The organism is Clostridium sp. AM29-11AC (assembly GCF_003480545.1).
In the GTDB taxonomy this organism is placed as follows: Bacteria; Bacillota; Clostridia; order Lachnospirales; family Lachnospiraceae; genus Otoolea; species Otoolea saccharolyticum_A.
Genome location: NZ_QUJI01000014.1, coordinates 65,390 through 87,957 on the forward strand (window position 1 = coordinate 65,390; position 22,568 = coordinate 87,957).

At 49.8% G+C, this 22,568-nt stretch carries 25 protein-coding genes and 2 pseudogenes; 24 read left to right on the top strand and 3 right to left on the bottom strand.

Translation table 11 applies throughout. The features are described from left to right. Positions 1 to 5 precede the first annotated feature (5 nt). The 4 genes from DW757_RS11145 to larE all read left to right on the top strand — a co-directional run bounded on the left by DW757_RS11145 (position 6) and on the right by larE (position 3,872). Positions 6 to 662: an ATP-binding cassette domain-containing protein gene (locus DW757_RS11145; RefSeq protein ID WP_118751735.1), complete on the top strand. Its 657-nt coding sequence runs from the start codon at positions 6 to 8 to the stop codon at positions 660 to 662. Next, a complete protein-coding gene (larB, locus tag DW757_RS11150) occupies positions 653 to 1,423 on the top strand; it encodes a nickel pincer cofactor biosynthesis protein LarB (RefSeq protein ID WP_118751736.1) in 771 nt (256 codons plus the stop codon). The genes DW757_RS11145 and larB overlap by 10 nt, the downstream gene beginning before the upstream one ends. 86 nt (positions 1,424 to 1,509) lie before the next feature. Further along, on the top strand, positions 1,510 to 2,898 hold the full coding sequence (gene larC, locus DW757_RS11155; RefSeq protein WP_118751737.1) for a nickel pincer cofactor biosynthesis protein LarC: 1,389 nt from the start codon (positions 1,510 to 1,512) through the stop codon (positions 2,896 to 2,898). Between the two features lie 131 nt (positions 2,899 to 3,029). Further along, a complete protein-coding gene (gene larE / locus DW757_RS11160) occupies positions 3,030 to 3,872 on the top strand; it encodes an ATP-dependent sacrificial sulfur transferase LarE (RefSeq protein WP_008398937.1) in 843 nt (280 codons plus the stop codon). 184 nt (positions 3,873 to 4,056) lie between these two features. Here the strand turns inward: larE and DW757_RS11165 are convergent, their stop codons facing one another. After that, positions 4,057 to 4,719 (bottom strand): hemolysin III family protein, encoded by a 663-nt coding sequence (locus tag DW757_RS11165; protein ID WP_015544274.1) that lies wholly within the window; start codon positions 4,717 to 4,719, stop codon positions 4,057 to 4,059. Between the two features lie 265 nt (positions 4,720 to 4,984). On the opposite strand from DW757_RS11165, the gene DW757_RS11170 reads away from it, so the two are divergent. From DW757_RS11170 to DW757_RS11200, 7 genes are all read left to right on the top strand, one after another. Beyond that, positions 4,985 to 5,749 carry a nitroreductase family protein gene (locus DW757_RS11170; RefSeq protein ID WP_118751738.1) on the top strand — a complete coding sequence of 255 codons (765 nt, stop codon included), beginning with the start codon at positions 4,985 to 4,987 and terminating at the stop codon, positions 5,747 to 5,749. 48 nt (positions 5,750 to 5,797) lie between these two features. Then, complete coding sequence (locus DW757_RS11175) at positions 5,798 to 6,598, top strand: RluA family pseudouridine synthase (RefSeq protein WP_118751750.1); 801 nt, start codon at positions 5,798 to 5,800, stop codon at positions 6,596 to 6,598. A gap of 47 nt (positions 6,599 to 6,645) precedes the next feature. Further along, positions 6,646 to 6,969: an acylphosphatase gene (locus tag DW757_RS11180; RefSeq protein ID WP_008398933.1), complete on the top strand. Its 324-nt coding sequence runs from the start codon at positions 6,646 to 6,648 to the stop codon at positions 6,967 to 6,969. 438 nt (positions 6,970 to 7,407) lie between these two features. Continuing rightward, positions 7,408 to 8,478 carry an AI-2E family transporter gene (locus tag DW757_RS11185; RefSeq protein ID WP_008398931.1) on the top strand — a complete coding sequence of 357 codons (1,071 nt, stop codon included), beginning with the start codon at positions 7,408 to 7,410 and terminating at the stop codon, positions 8,476 to 8,478. Positions 8,479 to 8,534: 56 nt separating this feature from the next. Then, the gene (locus tag DW757_RS11190; protein WP_021965547.1) at positions 8,535 to 9,284 is read left to right on the top strand and encodes an alpha/beta hydrolase; all 750 of its coding nucleotides are present in this window, start codon (positions 8,535 to 8,537) and stop codon (positions 9,282 to 9,284) included. Continuing rightward, positions 9,274 to 9,960 (top strand): CoA pyrophosphatase, encoded by a 687-nt coding sequence (locus DW757_RS11195; protein ID WP_118751739.1) that lies wholly within the window; start codon positions 9,274 to 9,276, stop codon positions 9,958 to 9,960. The genes DW757_RS11190 and DW757_RS11195 overlap by 11 nt, the downstream gene beginning before the upstream one ends. Then, positions 9,957 to 10,229, top strand: coding sequence for an acylphosphatase (locus tag DW757_RS11200; RefSeq protein WP_015573439.1), 273 nt, complete (start codon positions 9,957 to 9,959; stop codon positions 10,227 to 10,229). The genes DW757_RS11195 and DW757_RS11200 overlap by 4 nt, the downstream gene beginning before the upstream one ends. Here the strand turns inward: DW757_RS11200 and DW757_RS11205 are convergent. Next, positions 10,219 to 10,779, bottom strand: a complete 561-nt coding sequence (locus tag DW757_RS11205) for an MFS transporter (RefSeq protein WP_243033620.1) — start codon at positions 10,777 to 10,779, stop codon at positions 10,219 to 10,221. The genes DW757_RS11200 and DW757_RS11205 overlap by 11 nt on opposite strands. A gap of 156 nt (positions 10,780 to 10,935) precedes the next feature. Between DW757_RS11205 and DW757_RS11215 the strand changes: the two genes are divergently transcribed. From DW757_RS11215 to DW757_RS11290, 13 genes and pseudogenes are all read left to right on the top strand, one after another. After that, the gene (locus DW757_RS11215; protein WP_001129922.1) at positions 10,936 to 11,310 is read left to right on the top strand and encodes a TnpV protein; all 375 of its coding nucleotides are present in this window, start codon (positions 10,936 to 10,938) and stop codon (positions 11,308 to 11,310) included. A 366-nt stretch (positions 11,311 to 11,676) separates the two neighbouring features. After that, positions 11,677 to 13,596, top strand: coding sequence for a tetracycline resistance ribosomal protection protein Tet(O) (gene tet(O) / locus DW757_RS11220; RefSeq protein ID WP_002596250.1), 1,920 nt, complete (start codon positions 11,677 to 11,679; stop codon positions 13,594 to 13,596). Between the two features lie 51 nt (positions 13,597 to 13,647). Then, positions 13,648 to 13,821 (top strand): cysteine-rich KTR domain-containing protein, encoded by a 174-nt coding sequence (locus DW757_RS11225; protein WP_008724758.1) that lies wholly within the window; start codon positions 13,648 to 13,650, stop codon positions 13,819 to 13,821. A gap of 490 nt (positions 13,822 to 14,311) precedes the next feature. Continuing rightward, the gene (locus DW757_RS11240) at positions 14,312 to 14,821 is read left to right on the top strand and encodes a sigma-70 family RNA polymerase sigma factor (protein WP_002596252.1); all 510 of its coding nucleotides are present in this window, start codon (positions 14,312 to 14,314) and stop codon (positions 14,819 to 14,821) included. Between the two features lie 95 nt (positions 14,822 to 14,916). Then, on the top strand, positions 14,917 to 15,348 hold the full coding sequence (locus DW757_RS11245; protein ID WP_002596253.1) for a sigma-70 family RNA polymerase sigma factor: 432 nt from the start codon (positions 14,917 to 14,919) through the stop codon (positions 15,346 to 15,348). A gap of 76 nt (positions 15,349 to 15,424) precedes the next feature. Further along, positions 15,425 to 15,898: a sigma-70 family RNA polymerase sigma factor gene (locus DW757_RS11250; RefSeq protein WP_002596254.1), complete on the top strand. Its 474-nt coding sequence runs from the start codon at positions 15,425 to 15,427 to the stop codon at positions 15,896 to 15,898. A 155-nt stretch (positions 15,899 to 16,053) separates the two neighbouring features. Further along, on the top strand, positions 16,054 to 17,085 hold the full coding sequence (locus DW757_RS11255; RefSeq protein WP_002596255.1) for an AAA family ATPase: 1,032 nt from the start codon (positions 16,054 to 16,056) through the stop codon (positions 17,083 to 17,085). Between the two features lie 330 nt (positions 17,086 to 17,415). Further along, on the top strand, positions 17,416 to 17,595 hold the full coding sequence (locus tag DW757_RS11265) for a hypothetical protein (RefSeq protein ID WP_004613323.1): 180 nt from the start codon (positions 17,416 to 17,418) through the stop codon (positions 17,593 to 17,595). Between the two features lie 6 nt (positions 17,596 to 17,601). Continuing rightward, positions 17,602 to 18,567 carry a MobV family relaxase gene (gene mobV / locus DW757_RS11270; RefSeq protein WP_002596256.1) on the top strand — a complete coding sequence of 322 codons (966 nt, stop codon included), beginning with the start codon at positions 17,602 to 17,604 and terminating at the stop codon, positions 18,565 to 18,567. Positions 18,568 to 18,575: 8 nt separating this feature from the next. Then, on the top strand, positions 18,576 to 19,430 hold the full coding sequence (locus DW757_RS11275; protein WP_002596257.1) for a ParB/RepB/Spo0J family partition protein: 855 nt from the start codon (positions 18,576 to 18,578) through the stop codon (positions 19,428 to 19,430). Between the two features lie 45 nt (positions 19,431 to 19,475). Further along, positions 19,476 to 19,706, top strand: coding sequence for a PC4/YdbC family ssDNA-binding protein (locus DW757_RS11280; RefSeq protein WP_002596258.1), 231 nt, complete (start codon positions 19,476 to 19,478; stop codon positions 19,704 to 19,706). A gap of 70 nt (positions 19,707 to 19,776) precedes the next feature. Further along, positions 19,777 to 19,968, top strand: coding sequence for a hypothetical protein (locus DW757_RS11285; RefSeq protein WP_002596259.1), 192 nt, complete (start codon positions 19,777 to 19,779; stop codon positions 19,966 to 19,968). 54 nt (positions 19,969 to 20,022) lie between these two features. Next, a pseudogene (locus tag DW757_RS11290) lies at positions 20,023 to 21,880 on the top strand (recombinase family protein). On the opposite strand, the pseudogene DW757_RS11295 reads toward DW757_RS11290, so the two are convergent. After that, positions 21,880 to 22,410 (bottom strand): annotated as a pseudogene (locus DW757_RS11295) (MFS transporter); the annotation flags it as partial. The pseudogenes DW757_RS11290 and DW757_RS11295 sit on opposite strands and share 1 nt — an antisense overlap. Between the last annotated feature and the right edge of the window lie 158 nt (positions 22,411 to 22,568).

Consider the following 22,568-nt stretch of genomic DNA (forward strand, 5'->3'; position numbering starts at 1 on the left):
GAAACATGGAGCTGACAGCCAAAGAACTTTCTTTCTCTTATGGAGACGGAGGAAGGCAGATCTTTCAGAATATTTCCTTTCGGGCAGGAAGTACCGAGCGGGTGGGACTGATGGCAGGGAGCGGTTTTGGAAAGACAACACTCTGCAGAATTCTGGCGGGCTATGAGAGGCCCCAGTCAGGAGCCGTTTATCTGGACGAAAAGCCCCTTCTCTCTCTGCAGGGAAAATGTCCCGTGCAGATGATTTTCCAGCATCCGGAGCAGTCGGTAGACCCCGTGCGGAGGATGGGGCATGTCTTAAAAGAAGGAGGAGTCCAGTTAGGGGAGATGACTGAGCGCCTGGGAATCCGCAGGGAATGGCTGTCCCGCTATCCCAGGGAGCTGTCAGGCGGAGAGCTGCAGCGGTTCTGTATCGCCAGGGCCCTGGGGGAGGGAACCAGGTTCATCCTGGCCGATGAGATAAGCACCATGTTAGATCTGGCCACCCAGAAAGAGATATGGCTGTTTTTATTGGAGGAAACGCGCCGGAGAGGGATTGGACTGATTGCGGTCAGCCATTCAGAGGGACTTCTGAGGGAGGTATGCACGAGGATTATGCGCCTGGAACGAGGGCGGGCCGTGCCTTTGACAGACAACAGAATGGAGGGATCAATATGGATGTAAAAGAAATGCTCAGACAGGTTCAGAGCGGCAGGATGTCTGTGGAGTCGGCGGAGGAAATGCTTAAAAATCTGCCCTACGAGGATTTGGGATATGCAAAGCTGGATCTTCACAGAAAGCTGCGCTCCGGTTTCCCGGAAACTGTGTTCTGCCAGGGCAAGCCGGATGAATATCTGGCCAATATCTTTCAGGTACTGTACAGGGAAAATGCAGAGGTCCTGGGAACCAGGGCGACGCAGGCCCAGTACCTTCTGGTAAAGGAGGCGATTCCCGACATTGTCTATGATCCCATATCCCGGATTTTAACAGCCAGGAGGCCGGACTGTCCGGCGCGTCAGGAGGGCTGTGTCGCTGTCTGCACAGGAGGAACGGCCGATATTCCCGTGGCGGAGGAGGCGGCCAGAACAGCTGAATTTTTCGGCTGTCATGTGGAGCGGATCTACGATGTAGGGGTGGCCGGAATCCACCGTCTTCTGGCACAGAGGGAGAGAATTGAGAAGGCCAACTGTATTGTGGCAGTTGCAGGGATGGAGGGAGCTCTGGGCACTGTGATCGCAGGTCTGGTAGAAAACCCGGTGGTGGCAGTTCCTACCTCTGTGGGCTACGGAGCCAGCTTCCACGGCCTTTCAGCCCTTCTCACCATGCTGAATTCCTGCGCCAATGGGATTTCCGTGGTAAACATAGACAACGGTTACGGGGCCGGATACCTGGCAGCCCAGATCAACCGTCTGGCCGCAGGAAAAGGAGACAGTCAGATAAAATAAATGCTAAATGGAGAAAACGGTCAGTCAGCAGCAATGCGGGACTGAAAAAATATGGATCAGAAATACAGAAAGGCAGGGGCAGTAAGATGGAGAGAGAGAAGATTTTATATCTGGAGTGTTATTCAGGAATCAGCGGAGATATGACCGTCGGCGCGCTGTTAGATTTGGGGGCCTCCAGGGAGAAGCTGGAGCAGACCCTTGAAAAGCTGGGAGTAGAGGGCTATCATCTGCATTTCGGAAGGACGCAGAAATGTGGTATCGATGCCTACGATTTCGACGTTCATCTGGACAGTGACGGGGAAGGTCACGACCACGACCACAGCCACGATCATGATCATAGCCACGATCACGGCCATGACCACGATCATGACCACAGCCATGATCACAACCACGGCCACGATCCCGACCATGACCACGGCCATGATCATGATCACAGCCATGCACATGACCACTCCCATGTTCACCGCAATATTCACGATATCAACCGTATCCTTGACAGGCTGGAGGACGAGGATGTGCGCCGCATGGCGAGAGAGATGTTCCGCCTGGTGGCTGAGGCAGAGTCGAAGGCTCACGGCCTTCCCATTGATCAGGTTCACTTCCACGAGGTGGGGGCAGTAGACTCTATTGTGGATATTGTCAGCACCGCCTTCTGTATCCATGATCTGGGGATCCGGAGGGTGGCTGTATCGGCGCTGTCAGAAGGACGGGGCTATGTCAGATGCCAGCATGGAGTCATGCCGGTACCAGTACCGGCTACAGCGGGGATTGCCGCTGCCTGCGGGCTGGAGCTTCGGCTGACTGACAACGAGGGCGAGATGGTAACGCCTACGGGAGCGGCCATCGCAGGCGCCCTGAGGACGGAGAGAGAGCTTCCGGAGCATTACACCATCGAAAAAATCGGAGTCGGCGCCGGGACGAAGGATTTCAAAAATGCCAATATTCTGAGGGCAATGATTCTCATTCCGGCCGGGGAGGAAGAGAGTGAGGGAAGGGATGTCAGAGTAACCGCTGCCGGCGAGACCGGAGAGGAGAGACTCTGGGTACTGGAAACAAATGTGGACGACTGCAGCGGAGAAGCTCTGGGCTTTCTGATGGAGTGCCTGATGGAGGAGGGGGCTTCTGACGCGTGGTTCACTCCCGCCTATATGAAAAAATGCCGTCCGGCCTGCACCCTTCATGTGCTGTGCAGAGAAAATCTTCTGTCGGAGATGGAGGCTCTGATCTTTGCCCATACCACCACCATAGGGATTCGCCGCTATCCGGTGGAGAGGACAGTGCTGAGACGCAGGGAGATGACGGTTTCCCTTCCGTTCGGTGAGGCGAAGGTAAAGGTGTGCGAATATGGAGGCGGCGAGCGCTTTTACCCGGAATATGAGAGTGTCCGCGCCATCTGCCGTGAGACGGGAAGAGGATTTTCCGAGGTATATCACCTCATCAAGTGTGAGGCTGAACGGTCCTGTCTCCTGAATTAATCAGAGTGAAATGAAGCAGAAACTGATGCAGCCAAAGGCTCAAAATCTGTAAAGACAGACGAAGGAGTCAGGTACATGGGCTGCAGACAGACTTTTGCCGGAAAGGGGTTACGAGGAAGGAGGAAAAACAGTTGGATCAGAAGAAAGAGAGGGAGCTTTCAGAGCTCATGGATCGATATGGAAGAGAGGATGTCTGCCTCGCTTTTTCCGGCGGGGTGGACAGCAGCCTTCTGCTGAAGCTGGCCTGCGACAGCGCGGCAAAATATCACACTACAGTCTGGGCAGTTACCTTCGACACCATGCTTCACCCTGCCTGCGATATGGAAAATGCCAGGAGAGTGGCCAGAGAGCTGAACGCGTCCCATGTGGTGCTGACAGTGGACGAGCTGGAGCAGGAGGAGCTTCGCCGCAATCCGGTGGATCGCTGCTATCTGTGCAAGCGCCGCCTGTTTTCTGACTTAAAAAAATTTGCCGAAGAAAAGGGCTGCAGCACGATTCTGGACGGAACTAATGAGGACGATCTTCACGTGTACCGGCCCGGCATCCGGGCTCTTAGGGAGCTTGGAATTGTAAGTCCCCTTGCTCTGTGCGGGATGACCAAGCAGGAGGTGAAGGAGCTTGCGGCCCGGCTTGGGATCTCCGCAGCCTCCCGCCCTTCCACCCCCTGTATGGCCACCAGGCTTCCCTACGGCGCAGAGGTGAGCTATGAGCTTTTAAAGCGGATTGAGGAGGGAGAGGAATATCTGAGATCTCTCCTGGATCAGGGAGGAAAAAAAGGAAATATCCGCCTGAGAATTCACGCAGATACAGCCAGAATAGAGGTGGACGAAGAACAGCTTTTGGAAACGGTCAGGAAGCGGGAGCAGATTGTAAAAAGGCTTAAAGAACTGGGATTTACCTATGTAACGCTTGACCTGGAAGGATTCCGCTCCGGCAGCATGGATGTGCATCTGAAAACGGGAGCAGATAACTGACAGGAAGGTGCCTGAGACTTTCTAAGGCTCAGAAGGATTCTGTAATTTTCTTTCACCTTATCCCATCACCTTATTGCAGGGAAGGCGGAAAAGCCACAAAATGGCCTTTCCGCCTTCCCTGTCTTTCCTGTCACAGAATTTAAACAGTCACAGATTTCACCAAAATCCCGGTCGTCTGTTTGTGTTAAGCGACGAACGCGTACATCATCACATAATGGCAGAGGCTCCCGCCCATGACAAAGAGATGGAAAATTTCGTGAGAGCCGAAATTTTTGTGGCGGGAGTTAAAAATCGGCAGTTTCAGCGCGTAGATGATTCCGCCGATGGTATAGATAATGCCGCCTGCCAGAAGCCAGCCGAAGGCGGCGGGAGGCAGGGCATTTAAAATCTCACGGATTGCGGTAATGCAGACCCAGCCCATGGAAATATAGATCAGAGAGGAAAACCATTTCGGGCAGCTGATCCAGAGGGCGTTAATGAGAATTCCCACTGCCGCGATTCCCCAGACCAGCGCCAGCAGAAGGAATCCGGCCCGGTTGCCCAGCACAATCAGGCAGACCGGCGTATAGGTTCCGGCAATCAGGATAAAGATCATCATATGATCCAGCTTTCTGAGCCGGCGGTTGACCTTCTCGGAGATATCGAGAGTGTGGTAAATGGTGCTGGCCCCGTAGAGCAGGATCATGCTCACAATAAAAACCGCCAGAGCCGCCACCTGAAGGCCGTTTTGGCCAGGTTCGGCTGCGGCCTTCATGAGAAGGGGAGCCGCCGCAGCTGCGGCGCCCAGCATGGCGATAAAATGGGTGAGAGCGCTTCCCGGATCTTTTACATGTATATTCATAAGCATACCTCCTGACTTGAAATTTGCCGGACACAGTCCGACAAAGTAATACAAAATTCAACAAGTAGTTTTTAAAACTATATATATTGTTTTCCTATACTATACGCTTTTTTCTGTTAATATGCAAGCCTACTTTCAAAAAAATTTCAGATATAGTAAAATAAGGATAACTGTTTTGTGATGCCGCTGCAGATGGGAATGTCTGGCTGTCTGCACAATCGTTCGCGGTGTTTAAGGCACAGACTGCCAGAGACAGGAAAGGAGAGAGCATATGGATCAGAGATCCAAAGACAATACAGCCCTTGAAAACATTTATTCCAGAAAATCCGTCCGCCTGTTTGAAAAACGGCCTGTTTCCGAACCGGATCGGGCCGCCATCCTGCGGGCGGCCCTGGAAGCGCCGTCCCCCGCCAACATGTCCCTTTACACGATCATAGAGATTACGGATCAGGAGCTTAAAAACCGCACGGCCAGCCTGTGCCACGGCCAGGTCTTTATCGGGGAGGCGCCCATGGTGCTTCTGTTTGCCGCTGATTTTAAGAAGTGGAATGATTTTTTTCATATCTATGCGCCTGATTCCCGCACACCGGGGCTGGGAGACATGATGTTGGCCTGGGAAGATTCCTACATTGCCATGCAGAATGCAGTGACAGCGGCGTGGGCGCTGGGGATCGGATCCTGCTATATCGGACACGTGATAGAGCATTATGAGGAGACCAGGGAGCTTTTCGGGCTGCCGGATTACGTGGTCCCCACCGGGCTTCTGGTGTTTGGCTATCCCACCGAAAAGCAGCTTGCAAGGGAGAAGTTTTCCCATTTCCAGTGGGAGGACATGGTGTGTGAGAACCGCTACCGGGAAAAGAGTCCTGAGAAATTCAGGGCTATGCTGGAGGAAAGGCAGAAGAAAAGCGGGAAAGATTTTGACACATGGGCCAAGAAGTTTACAGAGCTGAAATGGCAGGGAGACTTCAGGGAGGAGATGGGGCGCTCCGTCCGCGCCATGATGGATGCCTGGCTGAAGGGCAGACCTTATTAAGGGTAAGAGAGAAAGACAAAAGAGCAAAAGGTGAGAGTGACAGAACATATGGTAAAAATCATTTATGAGGACAGTGAAATTCTTGTGGCAGAAAAGCCAGCAGGGCTGGAATCCCAGGCCATCCGGAAATTTGAACCGGATATGGTCAGTGAGATTCGGAATTATCTGGTAAGAAGTCAGAAAAAGAGGGAGAGGGAGCAGAGAAGGGAGTTATCCACAAAACCGTCCACATCTCTGTCCACACCGGCAGCGGCGCCCTATGTGGGAGTTATCCACAGACTGGACAAGCCTGTGTCCGGGGTGATGCTCTACGCAAAAACCAGATCCGCCGCAGCCTTTCTGAGCAGGGAGCTTCAGGCCCACAGAGTGACAAAAATTTATCATGCAGTAGTTTGTGGAAAACCTGTGGATAATGTGGGTAACTTTGTGGACAACCTGTATATGAACCGGGAAGAGAATTATTCTGTGATCGTGGATAAGTCGAAAAAAGAGGGAAAGAGGGCGGAATTGTCGTATAGGGTCCTTAGCAGGGCAGAGGAGAAAAACCTGACGCTTCTGGAAATACAGCTGAAAACAGGGCGCCATCATCAGATCCGTGTCCAGCTTGCAGGTCACGGCCTGCCCATATGGGGAGATGCCAGGTACAATCCCCAGTTTGGAGGCACCCTTCCTGTGGAGGAGGGAGAAGAGAAAGGAAGTGAGAGCTTCCGGACGCCCGCTTCCAGGGGGCCTCTTGCTCTCGCAGCGGTGAGCCTCTCTTTCCCCCATCCGTCTTCCGGGAAGAAGATGACATTTTCCATAAAGCCGGCGTCGGGGGCGTTTCGGAATTTTGTGAAGGAGAGAGGATAAGGCTCTGCGTTTGGGAGCGTGCAGACAGGTCAGAAAGGGGAGCGGCTATGTGTTCATTGTTTGGAAGGAAGAAGACAGAAAACAGAGAGGGGCATGAGAAGGTCAGAAGGCATATTTATTTTTCGGGCCGCGTCCAGGGAGTCGGCTTCCGATACCGGGCTGTCCAGGCGGCCATAGACTATCATCTGACGGGATGGGTGCAGAATCTTTCCGACGGCCGTGTGGAGATGGAGGTACAGGGAAGGGAGTCTGATATTGAGAGGCTGATTCAGAGCCTTATGAGTGCATCCATGATCCGCATTGATCATATGGATATCTGTGAGCATCCTGTGAAGGCAGATGAGACGGGATTTCGTGAAAAGGGATGGTAGATGAAGTTCGATGAAACAGAAACAGGCCTGCTCCTTTGCAGGGCAAAGGAAGCAGACCCGCATCTTTTGTAAGGTATTCTTTAGTACTTCAGGAGAACTTACCATGGATCGTCCGTTTATGATTTGTACTTCTTTTGTACAGGAACTATTATAGACAGTCCCGACGAGAATATGTACTGGGGGGCGTTTTTACAAAAAAAGGCAGTGAGCCAGAGCGGAAAAAGGTGGAACAGCAGGAAGAAGACCACAATATAATCACACGGTTATCAGCCATAATAACATCAAAGAGAAGATTGGCGTCGGCTCGTTTCAGTTTCAGGACAGGACTGATAAGAAGGCACTTATTTTAAGAGGGCACGTCTTTAACAGGACACGTATTTTTATAGAAAACGGGCTGATGCTGATCTGCAGATACAGAATCTGAAAGCAGGTGAGCTGATGCCCGAATTATCGAGAAAACAGAGAAAGGCTCTCGTGGTCATTGCCGTGACAGCCGGCGTGTATGTGAGCTTTAAATATTTTCTTCCGCTGTTTCTGCCCTTTGCGGCTGCCTATCTGACCGCATTGATTCTGCGCCCTACGGCCGCCTGGCTCGAGAGACGTCTGCAGTTTCGCCTCTTCGGGAGAAGGTTTAGCGTTCCCATCGGGATGATCGGAGGTATCGAGCTTGTGATCCTTACGGCGCTCCTCGGTGCCGCCCTCTTTTACGGAGGCCGCCGCCTGTTTGAGGAGGCCAACCAGATCGCCAATCAGATTCCTGCATGGATTGACAGCTTTGATCACTGGCTGACCTCGATGTGCCGCCAGGTGGAGGCATTCTGCCGTCTGAGGGACGGAGTGCTTGTGCAGGCGGCCAGGGAAATGCTCCTCCAGGCGGCTTCGGCCTTAAAAAAGATGACGATGTCCACTCTGGTGGTGAATTCTGTGGCAGCCTTTACCTTCTGTGTGGAGGTGATGGTTGCGGTGGCTGTGTTTTTCATTGCTTCTGTCCTCTCCCTCCAGGAAATGGATGAGCTGAGGAGAAGGCGCCGCCAGTCCATGTTCAGCAGGGAGTTTGCCCTGTTCAGCCGGCGGCTGGTGATGACGGGAAATACATGGCTGAGGACACAGCTTATTATTATGTTCATCACCTCCTGCCTCTGTATTCTGGGGCTTGTGATGATCAGAAATCCCTACTGTATTCTGCTGGGGCTTGGAATCGGCATCCTGGATGCCCTCCCTCTTTTTGGGACCGGGGCGGTGCTGGTTCCGTGGAGCCTGATTCTGCTTGTTCAGAAGCAGTGGTATGAAGGGATTGTTCTGGCAGGACTGTTCCTCGTCTGCTGCCTTGTGAGGGAGTTTCTGGAAGCGCGGCTGATGGGAGACGGCATGGGGCTTTCCCCCCTGGAAACGCTGGCTGCCATCTATGTGGGACTGAAACTTTTTGGGATTCTGGGAGTCCTGCTGGGCCCCATCGGACTTCTGATCATTGAGGATCTGGTGGAGGAATATGCGGGGACAGAAAAATGACTGGAATATATGTATGCAAAACAGAGCTAAAGGAAAAGAAAGAAGGATGATGAAAAATGAAGCTTTACTATGAGGAGACAGGAAACGGAGAGCCCATGGTTCTCCTGCATGGAAACGGGGAGGACAGCTCCTACTTCAAGAATCAGGTAGAATATTTTTCCAAAAACTACCGGGTGATTGCCGTTGACACCAGAGGACACGGCAAATCTGAGAGGGGAACGGCGCCGTTTACGCTGAAGCAGTTTGCCGGGGATCTGAAGAAGTTTCTGGACAGGATGCAGTTAAGGGATATTATTCTGCTGGGATTCAGTGACGGAGGAAATATCGCCCTGATCTTTACGATCCTGTACCCTGGATACGTGAAAAAGCTGATACTGAACGGTGCCAACTTAAATCCGTCGGGCATGAAGATGGGAATCAGAAAATCTATCGCCGTCTCTTATCTGAAGACCATGTGGCGGGTAAAGAGGGGAACATGCAGGGAAAAGCGGGGGAAGCTTACCGCGGATCAGAAATACCTGTTAGAGAGGGCAAGGAGGAAGAAGGAGCTTCTGGAGCTGATGATAAAGGAGCCACATATTTCAGGGGCTTATCTGAAGCAGCTGAATGTGCCGACTCTTGTGATTGCGGGAACCCGCGATATGATTAAGACAGGACACACAAAGAAGATTCACAGCCTGATACCGGCCAGCCGTCTGTGTCTGGTAGAGGGCACCCACTTTATCGCCTCAGAAAACAGCCTGGAATTTAATCAGGCCGTCGAGCGCTTCCTGAACCAGACCGGGAGGAAAGAAGATGGCAGATAGGGCACACAGGGCCGGCTCACGGCAGTGGGGGAACCTCCCTTCTGACCGTCTGAGAGAGCGGATCGCCCGTCCAATCGGATATGAGAAGCAGAAGATCTCGGCAGTCATCATTCCTCTTGTGCAGGCAGACAGCGAGCTTCAGGTTCTGTTCGAGGTGAGGGCCAGAAGTCTGAAAACACAGCCCGGGGAAGTATGCTTTCCCGGAGGCAGAATGGAGGCGGGGGAGAATCCCCGCCGTGCCGCCCTCCGGGAAATCTCCGAGGAGCTGCTCATAGAGGAGGGGCAGGCAGAGATCTGGATGGACTGCGACTATCTGGTCAATCCGGCAGGGATGACGATCTACCCCTATCTTGCAGAGCTTAGCGGTTACCGGGGAACCTTCTCAGAGGAGGAGGTGGAGTCGGTGAGGCTCATTCCCCTCCGGTGGTTTTTTGAGCATGAGCCGGACTGCCATACGGCCCGTATTGTCACAGTCCCGGGGAAGGATTTTCCCTTTGAGCTGATCCCGGACGGAGAACATTACAGGTGGAGAGAGGGAAGCTATGAGGTCATGTTTTACCAGTACGGGGACTTTGTAATCTGGGGAATGACTGCCCGCATCCTGAAGTCCTGTGTGGACACGCTTAAGGATGCGGGCTTTGAGCCGGTTCTGGAGAAAGGAAGGAAAGACGGATGAAGGTGAGGAAACATATCTTTTTTGCAGGCTGCGTCCAGGGGGTAGGGTTTCGCTACCGTGCCCTGTATGCAGCCAGGGGCCTGGGACTTACGGGCTGGGTGCAGAATCTCTGGGACGGCCGCGTGGAGATGGAGGTGCAGGGAGAGGAGGAGACCATAAAGACGATGATCTCCAGGCTGCGTGCCGGTACCTTTGTGGCCATCGACAGTATGACCCAGGCGGAGGTGCCGCTTCAGGAGGATGAGAGGGAGTTTCGGATTACTGGCTGACACAGATGCGCTCCATGCAGGCCATACGGCATTTGCGGACTGTTTTTTCATGCATGAGGAACATGGCGGCCAGGATGAGGAGAAGATAGGGGATAAACAGCCCGATATCCAGGTGCTCCGCAATGAGGCCGAACAGCGGCGGCATCAGGCAGTTTCCTACATAGGCGCTGGCCATCTGTATGCCGATGACTGCCTGGGAGTTTTCTGCCCCGAACCGTTCCGGCGTTGAGTGAATGATACTCGGATAGACAGGGGCGCAGCCAAGGCCGATAAGCAGAAGGCCTGCCATGGAGAAGAAGCCGCCTGCGGGAAGGAAAAGGGCCAGAATTCCCACCAGAATGATGCCCTGTCCCAGGCGCACCAGGTTCGTGTCACTGAGAAGCATGGTGAGAAAACCGCCGGCAGCTCTGCCGGCAGTGATACCCAGGAAAAAGAGGCTGGCAAAGCGGGCGGCATCCTCCGGGGACACGCCACGGTGAAGGACGAGAAAGCTGCTTCCCCACAGCCCTGCAGTCTGCTCCAGGGCACAGTAACAGAAAAAGGTAACCATAATTTCCCTGGCTCCCGGAATGCGGATCACCTCCCGGAAAGAGAGCGGCTGCCCCTGAGAGGCATCGTTATCCGCTGCAGTCTGCTTTTTGCCCCACAGATGTAGGACGGATTTTGCGGACATTCAAAATAAAAAAGAATGTGGAGGTAACAGACAATGGCAAAATCATTATTTGAGGAACTGGGCGGCAAATACGAAAGGCAAGGGGATTATTTGATACCGTGCTTAACTGTACCCGCCGAAGAAGAACAGGCAATAGGCATCTGGGGGCAACGGCATTTAGATTATCTAAAACAGTACCGTAAAGTTACATACACCAATCTTCTTACAAGCGGCAGGCTAAACGCCTACCTTGCCGACATCAACAGACAGGCACAGGAACGCTTTGAAAGGCTCATAGAGGGTATGAAACAGGCACAGGGCATAACGGAACAGCTAAAGGCAGAAAACGCCTTAGAATGGACAGGATGCCTCAATAACATAAGGGCTTGTGCGAGGGAGATTGTGGAAAAGGAAATTATTTTTGCATAAACAGATGATTAGTGGCAGGGGGAAATCCTGCCGCTTTTTCTGCTTTAGTTTGTCAGCTTGACAAATAAAGGGTTAAGGAATATAATTAGATTCAGTATTATACAAGGAGTTAATAAATATGCGGCAAGGTATTCTTAAATAAACTGTCAATTTGATAGTGGGAACAAAAAGTAGCAGTCTCGTTTCACTTTTAATATGGGGCTTAGTTTTTTGTACCCAGTTTAAGAATACTTTTATCATGTAATTTTATATGCCCGAAAACATATAAGTGTTTTGGGGCTATTGGAGTTATTTACCCAGTGATAGGAGTATTTATCACTGGGTATTTTTATGCCCTTTTTTGGGTGTTGATAGGAGGAAAATCACATGAAAATAATTAACTTAGGCATTCTGGCTCACGTTGACGCAGGAAAGACAACATTAACGGAAAGTTTATTGTATACCAGTGGTGCAATTGCAGAACTAGGGAGCGTAGATGAAGGCACAACAAGGACAGATACAATGAATTTGGAGCGTCAAAGGGGAATCACTATCCAGACAGCAGTGACATCTTTTCAGTGGGAGGATGTAAAAGTCAACATTATAGATACGCCAGGCCATATGGATTTTTTGGCGGAAGTATACCGTTCTTTATCCGTATTAGACGGAGCAGTATTATTAGTTTCTGCAAAGGATGGCATACAGGCACAGACCCGTATACTGTTTCATGCACTACAGACAATGAAGATTCCGACAATTTTTTTCATCAATAAAATTGACCAAGAGGGGATTGATTTGCCAATGGTATATCGAGAAATGAAAGCAAAGCTTTCTTCGGAAATTATAGTGAAGCAAAAGGTTGGGCAGCATCCCCATATAAATGTAACGGACAATGACGATATGGAACAGTGGGATGCGGTAATTATGGGAAACGATGAACTATTAGAGAAATATATGTCAGGGAAACCGTTTAAAATGTCAGAACTGGAACAGGAAGAAAACAGGAGATTCCAAAACGGAACGTTATTTCCCGTTTATCACGGAAGCGCTAAAAACAATCTGGGGATTCGGCAGCTTATAGAAGTGATTGCCAGTAAATTTTATTCATCAACGCCTGAAGGTCAATCTGAACTATGCGGGCAGGTTTTTAAGATTGAATATTCAGAGAAAAGGCGGCGTTTTGTTTATGTGCGTATATATAGCGGAACATTGCATTTGAGGGATGTTATTAGAATATCTGAAAAAGAGAAAATAAAAATCACAGAGATGTGTGTTCCGACAAACGGTGAATTATATTCATCCGATACAGCCTGCTCTGGTGATATTGTAATTTTACCAAATGATGTTTTGCAGCTAAACAGTATTTTGGGGAACGGAATACTGTTGCCGCAGAGAAAATTTATTGAAAATCCTCTCCCTATGCTCCAAACAACGATTGCAGTAAAGAAATCTGAACAGCGGGAAATATTGCTTGGGGCACTTACAGAAATTTCAGATGGCGACCCTCTTTTAAAATATTATGTGGATACTACAACGCATGAGATTATACTTTCTTTTTTGGGGAAAGTGCAGATGGAAGTCATTTGTGCCATCCTTGAGGAAAAATATCATGTGGAGGCAGAAATAAAAGAGCCTACTGTTATATATATGGAAAGACCGCTTAGAAAAGCAGAATATACCATCCACATAGAAGTCCCGCCAAATCCTTTCTGGGCTTCTGTCGGGTTGTCCATAGAGCCGCTCCCTATTGGAAGCGGAGTGCAGTATGAAAGCAGAGTTTCACTTGGATATTTAAATCAATCGTTCCAAAATGCGGTTATGGAGGGGGTTCTTTATGGCTGCGAGCAGGGGCTGTATGGATGGAAAGTGACAGACTGTAAAATCTGTTTTGAATATGGATTGTATTATAGTCCTGTAAGTACCCCCGCAGACTTTCGGCTGCTTTCCCCTATCGTATTGGAGCAGGCTTTAAAAAAAGCAGGGACAGAACTATTAGAGCCATATCTCCACTTTGAAATTTATGCACCGCAGGAATATCTCTCACGGGCGTATCATGATGCTCCAAGGTATTGTGCAGATATTGTAAGTACTCAGATAAAGAATGACGAGGTCATTCTGAAAGGAGAAATCCCTGCTAGATGTATTCAAGAATACAGGAACGATTTAACTTATTTCACAAATGGGCAGGGAGTCTGCTTGACAGAGTTAAAAGGATACCAGCCAGCTATTGGTAAATTTATTTGCCAACCCCGCCGCCCGAATAGCCGTATAGATAAGGTTCGGCATATGTTCCACAAGTTAGCTTAACAGCTTGCAAAAGTCATATAAAATGAGATTTGAAAGGATTAGAGACTAATTATGATGAAATGCGAATGGATATTGTGTCCTGTTTGTGGGAACAAAACCCGTAATAAAATTAGGAAGGACACTGTTTTGGAGAATTATCCCCTTTATTGTCCAAAATGCAGACAAGAAAGATTGATTAAAGTTGACAACTTGAAGATAACTGTCATCAAAGAGCCAGACGCTTAAGACGCAGAGCCGATGAAATTGTGGAACAATTCACGAATCATCGGCTCTTTTTGTTTCGTATTTGAAAGAACAAACTCACCAAATAAAAAAAACGATATTCGGGTGGGTTATTTTGTTATACCCTAAATTACCCTCTGAATTTGTTTTTAAATTTGGAGGGATTTTTTTATGTCCTTTTTTCGGGCAGTTATCTATCTGCTCATACGAAGCAAAATTTATCAATACATAGCATATCAGAGAACGGCAGGAAACCAGTTAAAAAAATTTCTGCCTATGCAACGGCACTTCCTGCCTTGAATGTAGAAGTACAATCTCCATACAACAGAATTAATATTTCCCATAACCGTAAAGGTCATAGAGCCTTTGCGGTTTTTCTTTTGTCGATTTTTGTTGGAAAGTGCCATAGGGCTATTAGTGGTGTTAGGTGTCGTTCGCCACCTCTCCATCTGGATTTTGAACATTTCAAAAATTCAGATGGGAGGTACTTACAGTGAAATACGCACCGAGAAAGGTATATATCAAGGAAAGCGGCAGATATGTGGAACTGTCCTATACGGATTTCTGCCGCCGCAGGGAATCCGACCAGACCTATATGGACAAGCTGTTTATCCCCATTCAAGGCTGTCTGCTTGAAGTCGTGAGGGAGCAATACACGGACTTCTACCGAGATAAGGAACGGTGGCGTTATCTGAAAAAATTAGATACGAAGAACAGCCTGCTTTCTCTGGATGGATTTACGGACAGCGAGGGGAAGCCTTTAGACTTTATCGCTGATGAAGCGGCAGACATTGCGGAAACCGTTGTCAATGCGGTTATGGTGGACAGGCTGAAAGCCGCCCTGCCTTTGCTGTCGGATAGTGAACAGGAATTGATACAGGCAATCTTTTTTGACGGACTTTCTGAGCGTGAAGTCGGGGCGAGGTTCGGCATAACCCAGAGCGTTGTGAACAAACGCAAAGCCAGAATCCTAAGAAAACTAAGAAAGATAATAGAAAATTAAAATTTAAGGCGTTCAGCCTCCTTGTTTTTTCCTTTGGGAAAATGAGGGGGTTTTTCTCTGCCCTCTCAATCAATTCTGATTGGAGGAAAAGAAGCATGGCATATAACCACGGACGGGAGGACAGGAAATGGCGTATCTGGAAAGAAGCGGAGGAAAAGCTGCTGCGTGAGTGCGGCGTTGATGAAGCGACCATTGAGCAGATACGCATTGCGGACAGGGCAGACTTCAATTCCAACAGGCGGTTTTACCGATGGACGAATGACATTGCGGAATACCTTGAGGACATGGCAGACAGGGAGCGGCAGACGGAAGTGGGTACGGTTGCGGAGTTACTGGACGAGATTGAGAGCGAAAATCTCTATCAAGTATTAGTCGCGGTGGACGGGCGTACCTTGAAAATCGTCCTGCTGAAAATGCAGGGGTATTCCACAAAGGAGATTGCCCCGCTCGTGCATTTGACGACTGGTGCCATCTATGCGAGGTTAGACCATCTGCGGAAGAAGCTACGAAAATTTTATAGCGTCTAAAACAGCCTGCCGTCCTGCGGGCTACTGGGTGAGGGATGGAAATCCCCTCACTTATTTTTTGCAGGAGGCAAGCGGGATGGCATACAGAGTTAAGGCGTACACGCTTCGGGAGGAATCCACGGAAAGCGGCACAAGGTATTTTATCAGCTTTAAGGACGGGCAGGGCAAATCCCACGAGTTGGAAGTGTCGGAACAGTTCTTTATGGAGTTTCGGCAGATGGAACGCAGGAACAGGAATCTCCTCCAATGGGACGAGCGGCACAGGGAGTTTTCGGAAGTATGGGACGAAACGCTGAACAGGCGGGCGTTGAAGCTGCCTAAGAGCATAGAGGAACAAATGATTGAGGCAGAACGGGCAGAACTGCTCTGTAAGGCGGTTGACGGACTGCCAGAGATACAAAGGCGGCGTTTCCTGCTCTACTACGAGTATGAGTTCAATTTTTACCAAATCGCCGCTATGGAGCATTGCACCGCTTCGGCAATACAGAAATCTGTTGCGATTGCAAAGGAGAAAGTAAAGGCGGAAATGAGGAAGTATCTCCAACCGTGACCGACACCGCCCGAAAAAGAAATCTGTTTTTTATTTGTGTGGGATTGGCGGCATTACATACTCTCACTTTTTCTTCGTGGGAGTAAATCTATTTTTAAGGAGGTCAACGCCTATGTGCAACGAAAACAAAAACACCGCCCGAAAGGAGGAAAGCCATGCAGAAGTTACAGACAGTCAACGCCGAAACGCTCCTTTATGAACCGCTTGAGAAGCCGTCCTTTGTGGTGGACAGCCTTATCCCCACAGGCTTGTCGCTGTTCTGCGGCTCACAGAAGATAGGAAAGAGCTGGCTCATGCTGAAGCTATGTTTATGCGTGTCGCAGGGACTTCCCTTGTGGGATATGCCGACAATGGAGGGCGACGTGCTTTACCTCTGCCTTGAGGACACGTTCTGCCGTATACAGGACAGGCTGTTCCGATTGACGAACGAAGCGAGCAGGCGGCTTCACTTTGCCGTGGCAAGCTGCAAGCTGTCAGACGGTCTTATCGTGCAGCTTGAAGATTATCTGAAAGATTACCCAAACAGCAGGCTTATTGTCATTGACACTTTGCAGAAAGTCCGTACAGCTTCAAAAGACAATGCCTACGCAAGCGACTATGGGGACATCTCACTAATCAAAGACTTTGCCGACAGGCATTCATTGGCGGTCATTGTCGTACACCACATCCGAAAGCAGAATGACAGCGATGTGTTCAACAAGGTGTCTGGGACGACAGGCTTAACGGGGAGTGCGGACGCTACCTTTGTTCTGGAAAAGGAGAAACGGGCATCCGACACCGCCAAGCTGTATGTGACGGGCAGGGACACGCCCTATCAGGAATACACGCTGCGTTTCCGTGATTGCAGTTGGGAACTTGTGGAGAGAAAAACGCAGGAGCAGCTTGCGAAAGAAACGATACCAGACGTCCTTTTTCGGTTGGTGGATTTTATGAGGGATAAGGAAGAATGGGCAGGCACGGCAACGGAGCTGTTAGCCGCTATGAGGGAAACGGAAACCATACCCACGGTGATTACGAAATGGCTCAATGAATACCGCACCACATTTTTAAATGAGAACCATATCGTTTATCAGTACAGCCGCAAAAAACACGGCAGGCAGATTTCGCTTGCAAAGCGGGCGGGTGACAGCGGTGACGGTGGTGACAGCGATATTGGGATACCCCCTGTTACTGTCATTGACGCTTAAAGCCGTGTAAAGCTGGCGACTCTGCCCTGCGGGTGACAGCGGTGACGGCGGTGACAGTGATTTTAGGATACCCTGCCGCTGTCATCCCTGCGGGAGAACACCCCGTAAACGCAAAGTGCAGGCGTAGGATTTACCCGCCCTTTTCGGCGTGTAAAACCACCCCTGCGGTCAGAAAAATCCTTCCGATTTTTCCGACTGCGTTTACAGGGTGTAACACACTACACTTTGCCCTGCAAAGTCGTGTGCCAGACGTTCCCTCTGGACTCCCTTATGGCAGGTCTTACGCCCTGCTTATCCTACGCTCCACGCTTCGGATAAAAGAATGGCAGCATGACGGTGACGGCTCTTGCGAGGGGGTATTCCAAAAACACCGTCATCATCGACATGACCGTCATGCAGGGAATAAGGGTGACAGTTGAGGCAGTCGGTAGGGGGTATCCCAAAACTGCTGTCACCGCCGTCACCGCTGTCACCCAAAGGGCAGTTTACCCGCCGAAGAAAGGAAGATGATGAATTATGCCCTATGCAATCCTGCGTTTCCAGAAACGCAAAGCGGGCGGCGTTGCGGCTTGCGAACGCCACAACGAGCGTAAAAAAGAAGCCTATAAAAGCAATCCAGATATAGATATGGAACGCTCGAAAGATAACTACCATCTTGTGAATCCGCCGAGGTACACCTACAAGAAAGAGATTAACCGCATGGTAGCCGAAGCAGGGTGCAGGACGAGGAAAGATAGCGTGATGATGGTGGAAACGCTTATCACGGCTTCGCCAGAATTTATGAACAGCCTGCCGCCCAAAGAACAGAAAGCGTATTTTACGATGGCTCTGGATTTCATTTCAGAGCGTGTCGGGGAGAAAAATATCCTCTCCGCAGTCGTCCACATGGACGAGAGAACGCCGCATATGCACCTCTGTTTTGTGCCGATTACACCAGACAATAAGCTGTCTGCCAAAACAATTTTAGGCAATCAAAAGAGCCTGTCCGAATGGCAGACCGCCTACCATGAGCGGATGTCCTCACGGTGGAATCAGCTTGAAAGAGGTCAGTCCTCAATGGAAACGAAGCGGAAACATGTCCCCACATGGCTCTATAAGTTGGGCGGCAGGCTTGATAAACAGTATGAGGAAATTGTGTCTGCACTGTCCGACATCAACGCCTTTAATGCAGGGAAGAAGCGTGACAAGGCTCTGGAACTGATTGCGGCATGGCTCCCAGACGTGGAGAAATTCTCAAAGGAAATCAGTAAGCAGAGTGCCTATATCAATAGCCTAAAGGAGCAAATCGGGCAGGAATCAGACTATGCGGGGCGTATGCGTGATGAAAAGTATGAGCAGGAACTAAAGGTGCAGAAAGCGAACCAGAAGATATTTGAGTTGCAGAGAACCAACGAGCAGATGGGGCGGCTGCTCTCAAAGATACCGCCCGAAGTGTTGGAAGAATTGCAGAAAAACCATAAAAGCAGAGCGAAAGAAAGGTAGATATGTGAATGAAGAAACAGGATTTTAAGGTGTTAAAGACCAAAGACTTGTACCCGTTTCCCGACAATCCGTTTCATGTGGCAGAGGATGAAACGCTGTCAGAATTAGCGGAAAGCATCAAGGAATTTGGCATTGTCACGCCGATAATCACACGCCCGAAAGAGGACGGGAACGGCTATGAAGTGATTGCAGGGCAGCGGCGTGTCCGTGCGTCTGAACTTGCAGGGATAAATACCGTGCCTGCGTTTGTCCTGCCCTTAGACCGTGACCGAGCCATCATCACCCTTGTAGACAGTAATTTACAGCGTGAGAATATCCTGCCATCAGAGCGGGCGTTTGCCTACAAGATGAAATCCGAAGCCATGAAGCGGCAGGGTTTCCGCACAGACTTAACCTCGTCACAAGTTGTGACGAAGTTGCGGACGGACGACAAGGTGGCACAGGGCTTCGGCGTAGGCAGGATGACCGTACAAAGATTTATCCGTTTGACGGAACTGATACCGCCGATTTTGCGGATGGTGGACGAGGGGAAAATCGCCCTCACGCCTGCGGTGGAACTGTCCTTTTTGAAGAAAGACGAGCAGGAAAACCTCTTTGCCACGATGGAGAGCGAAGAAGCAACGCCCTCACTCTCACAGGCACAGCGGATGAAAAGCCTAAGCCAGAGCGGGCGGCTTGACATGGATACGATATTTGCAATTATGACGGAGGAAAAGGGAAACCAGAAAGAAACCTTGAAAATCAACACAAGCAAGCTGAAAAAGTATTTTCCGAAGAACACAACGCCGAAGCAGATGGAGGAAACCATCATTAAACTTTTGGAGCGTGAATTGCAGAGGAAACGGGGCAGGGACAGCCGCTAATCTTCTCTTTTCGGGAGGTAAATGCAGAAAATTGAGGTATGAAGAATGAAAGAAATCCAGTATGAGATTGTAAAGGAAATCGCCGTATTGTCTAAGGGCGACAGCGGCTACACAAAAGAAATCAATCTTATCTCATGGAACGGAAGAGAGCCGAAATATGACATCCGCAGCTTTTCCCCGAACCGTGAGAAGTGCGGAAAGGGTATCACGTTGAACGCTGATGAAGCAGCAGCACTCCTTGAAGCATTACAGAAAGAAGTAAACAGCGGGGATTGATGGTATCTGATTGACAGGGCGGGGCGTTTCCAGACGTTCTCCTGCCCTGTCTGGAAAGGAAGATTTAAGTATGGGCGAGGATAAGAAAGCAGATAAAAAGAGAAAGCGTATCGTGCCGAAAGCACCAGTTCAGATGATAATCAGCCGTGAATATGTCGGCACGCAGACAGTCACAGAAGCGTTTATCCCGATTATTTCCGAGGATATTCGGAAGAAGATTGCCGAGGGCGACACCTTCGACAATGAGGGGCTGTCCGCTTAGAATGTACGCAATGGAACATGAAAACAGATAGGACAGATATGGAGGTTTTACAGTATGGCAGGAATAAGAATGGAGAACAAGATTTATGAAGTCGGCATGTACTGCCGCTTGTCAAAAGACGATGGCACGGATAACGAGAGTGCGAGCATTGCGACACAGAAATCCATCCTCACGGATTATGTGAAAAAGCAGGGATGGCACTTAGCAAAAACGTATGTGGACGACGGTTACTCTGGTACAAATTTCCAAAGACCAAGTTTCCAGAACATGATTAAGGACATTGAAAGCGGTCTGATAAACTGCGTTATCACGAAAGATTTATCTCGTCTGGGGAGGAACTATCTTGATTGCGGACTGTATCTGGAAGTGTTTTTCCCAGAGCATAATGTGAGGTATATAGCGGTCAATGACGGCGTGGACACGCTCAATAAATCCGCTATGGACATCACGCCTTTCCGCAACATCCTAAACGAAATGTATTCCGCCGATGTGTCGGTCAAGATAAAATCGGCGTACCGAGCGAGGTTTCAGCAGGGGAAATTCATGGGGACGACAGCACCATACGGTTACGTCAAAGACCCCGCCGACCACAACCATCTGCTGATAGATGACAAAGTTGCCCATGTGGTAAGGGAAATATTTGACCTTGCGTTAGCGGGCAACGGAATCGCCAAAATCCGCAAGCACATCAACAAACAGCATATCTTACGCCCCGCCGCTTATGCGGCGGAGCAGGGGGCAACAGGCTATGAGAGGTATTTTGAGGAGAATGAGGAGAACCGTTATATTTGGAGCGAGAACAGCGTAAGGGGCATTTTAAGAAGCCCGATATATGCGGGAAACCTTGCAGGCTACAAGCGGATTGCCGCCAACATGAAAAGCAAGAAACGCCCCTCTAAGCTGCCCGAAGAATGGGAAGTGATACCAGACACCCATGAGGGGATAGTCACGCAGGAGGAATTTGATACCGTACAGCAGCTTATTACAAGCCGCAGATTACCAGAAAACAAGGGCGGCTTTGAGAACATCTTTGCAGGCGTTATTAAGTGTGCGGACTGCGGCTATGCGATGCGGGCTATGAGTGCCAACAGGAGGAAACGCCCCGACATCATCGACTGCGTACAATATTCCTGCAATAATTATGGCAGATACGGTAATATCATGTGTACCGCACACAGCATTGAAGCGAGGGACTTGTTCAACGCTGTCCTCACCGACATCAACCGATTTGCGGATATGGCAGTCAATGATGAAAAGGCAGTGAGGGCGATTGAAAAGCGGCTCACGGAAACAGACCAGAGCAAGGCAAAGGCACTGGAAAAGGAGCAAAGAAAACTGAACAAACGCCTTGCAGAACTGGACAGGCTGTTTTCCTCACTCTATGAAGATAAGGTGATGGAGCGTATTACCGAGCGGAATTTTGAGATGATGTCGGGAAAATACCAGAAAGAACAGCTTGAAATTGAAGCAAGGCTGAAAGAGGTAACGGAAACGCTCAGCGACAGCTATGAGAAGACGCAGGGTGTCCGTGATTTCCTCTCCCTAATCCGCAACTATCAAGGCATTAAGGAACTGGACGCAACCATCATAAACGCACTTATAGACAAGATACTTGTTTCGGAACGTGAGAAACTTACAGACGGAATGGTGCGGCAGGAAATCAAGATTTATTATAAATTCATCGGCTTTGTCGGTGAATTACATATCACACCGACAAAGCGGTGGACTGCGTTAAAGCCTAAGAATTGTACGGTGTGCGGTGTTGAATATGTTCCCCGCTCTGGCATATCGAAGTATTGTCCTGCTTGTGCCAAGAAGATACAGAGGGAGAAATCAAACGAGAGCAAACGCAGGAGCAGGGAGCGAAACAGACAGGCATGTATTGAACTGTCCGCAAAAAATGACCGACTGAGGAAGGCTGACGAGAAGGACAGCCGTGAGGGCAGCCTGGAGCAGGGAGATACAGAGATATCCCGTGTTCCAGGGATGGCCGTCCGAGAGAGCCAGGCCCATAATACAGGGGCCGAGAGACGCGCCCACTCCCCACATGCAGTGGAGCCAGCTCATGTGCCGGCTTTTGTAGTGAAGGGCAACGTAATTGTTTAAAGCCGTGTCCACGCTTCCTGCTCCCAGGCCGTAGGGCACAGCGAACAGGCAGAGCAGCCAGAAGGAGTGGCTCAGGGAAAAGCCAAACAGGGCCAGAGCGGTCAGCCCGACGCTGAATGATGTGACTTTCCCGGTGCCCAGACAGCGGGTCAGGCGATCGCTTAAAAGGCTGGAAACGATGGTTCCGGCAGAGATAATCATAAAAATAATGCTGGCGCTGGACACCGGAACGCCAAATTCCGGATACATGGACGGCCAGGCGGAGCCGAGAAGGGAATCCGGCAGGCCGAGGCTGATAAAAGAAAGATAGATAACAGCCAAAAGAAGATGAAACATAGAAAACCTCCTGTATGTTCGAAGAATAGACGCAGGTGAGGAAAATGGCCTGTGAAAGCCTGCTCTGTCCCTGACGTCACTTTAAAAGAATAACGCCATACAGGAGATAAATCAATTTTAATTCAGACATAATTTATAAGAAAAACGACTGATTTTAC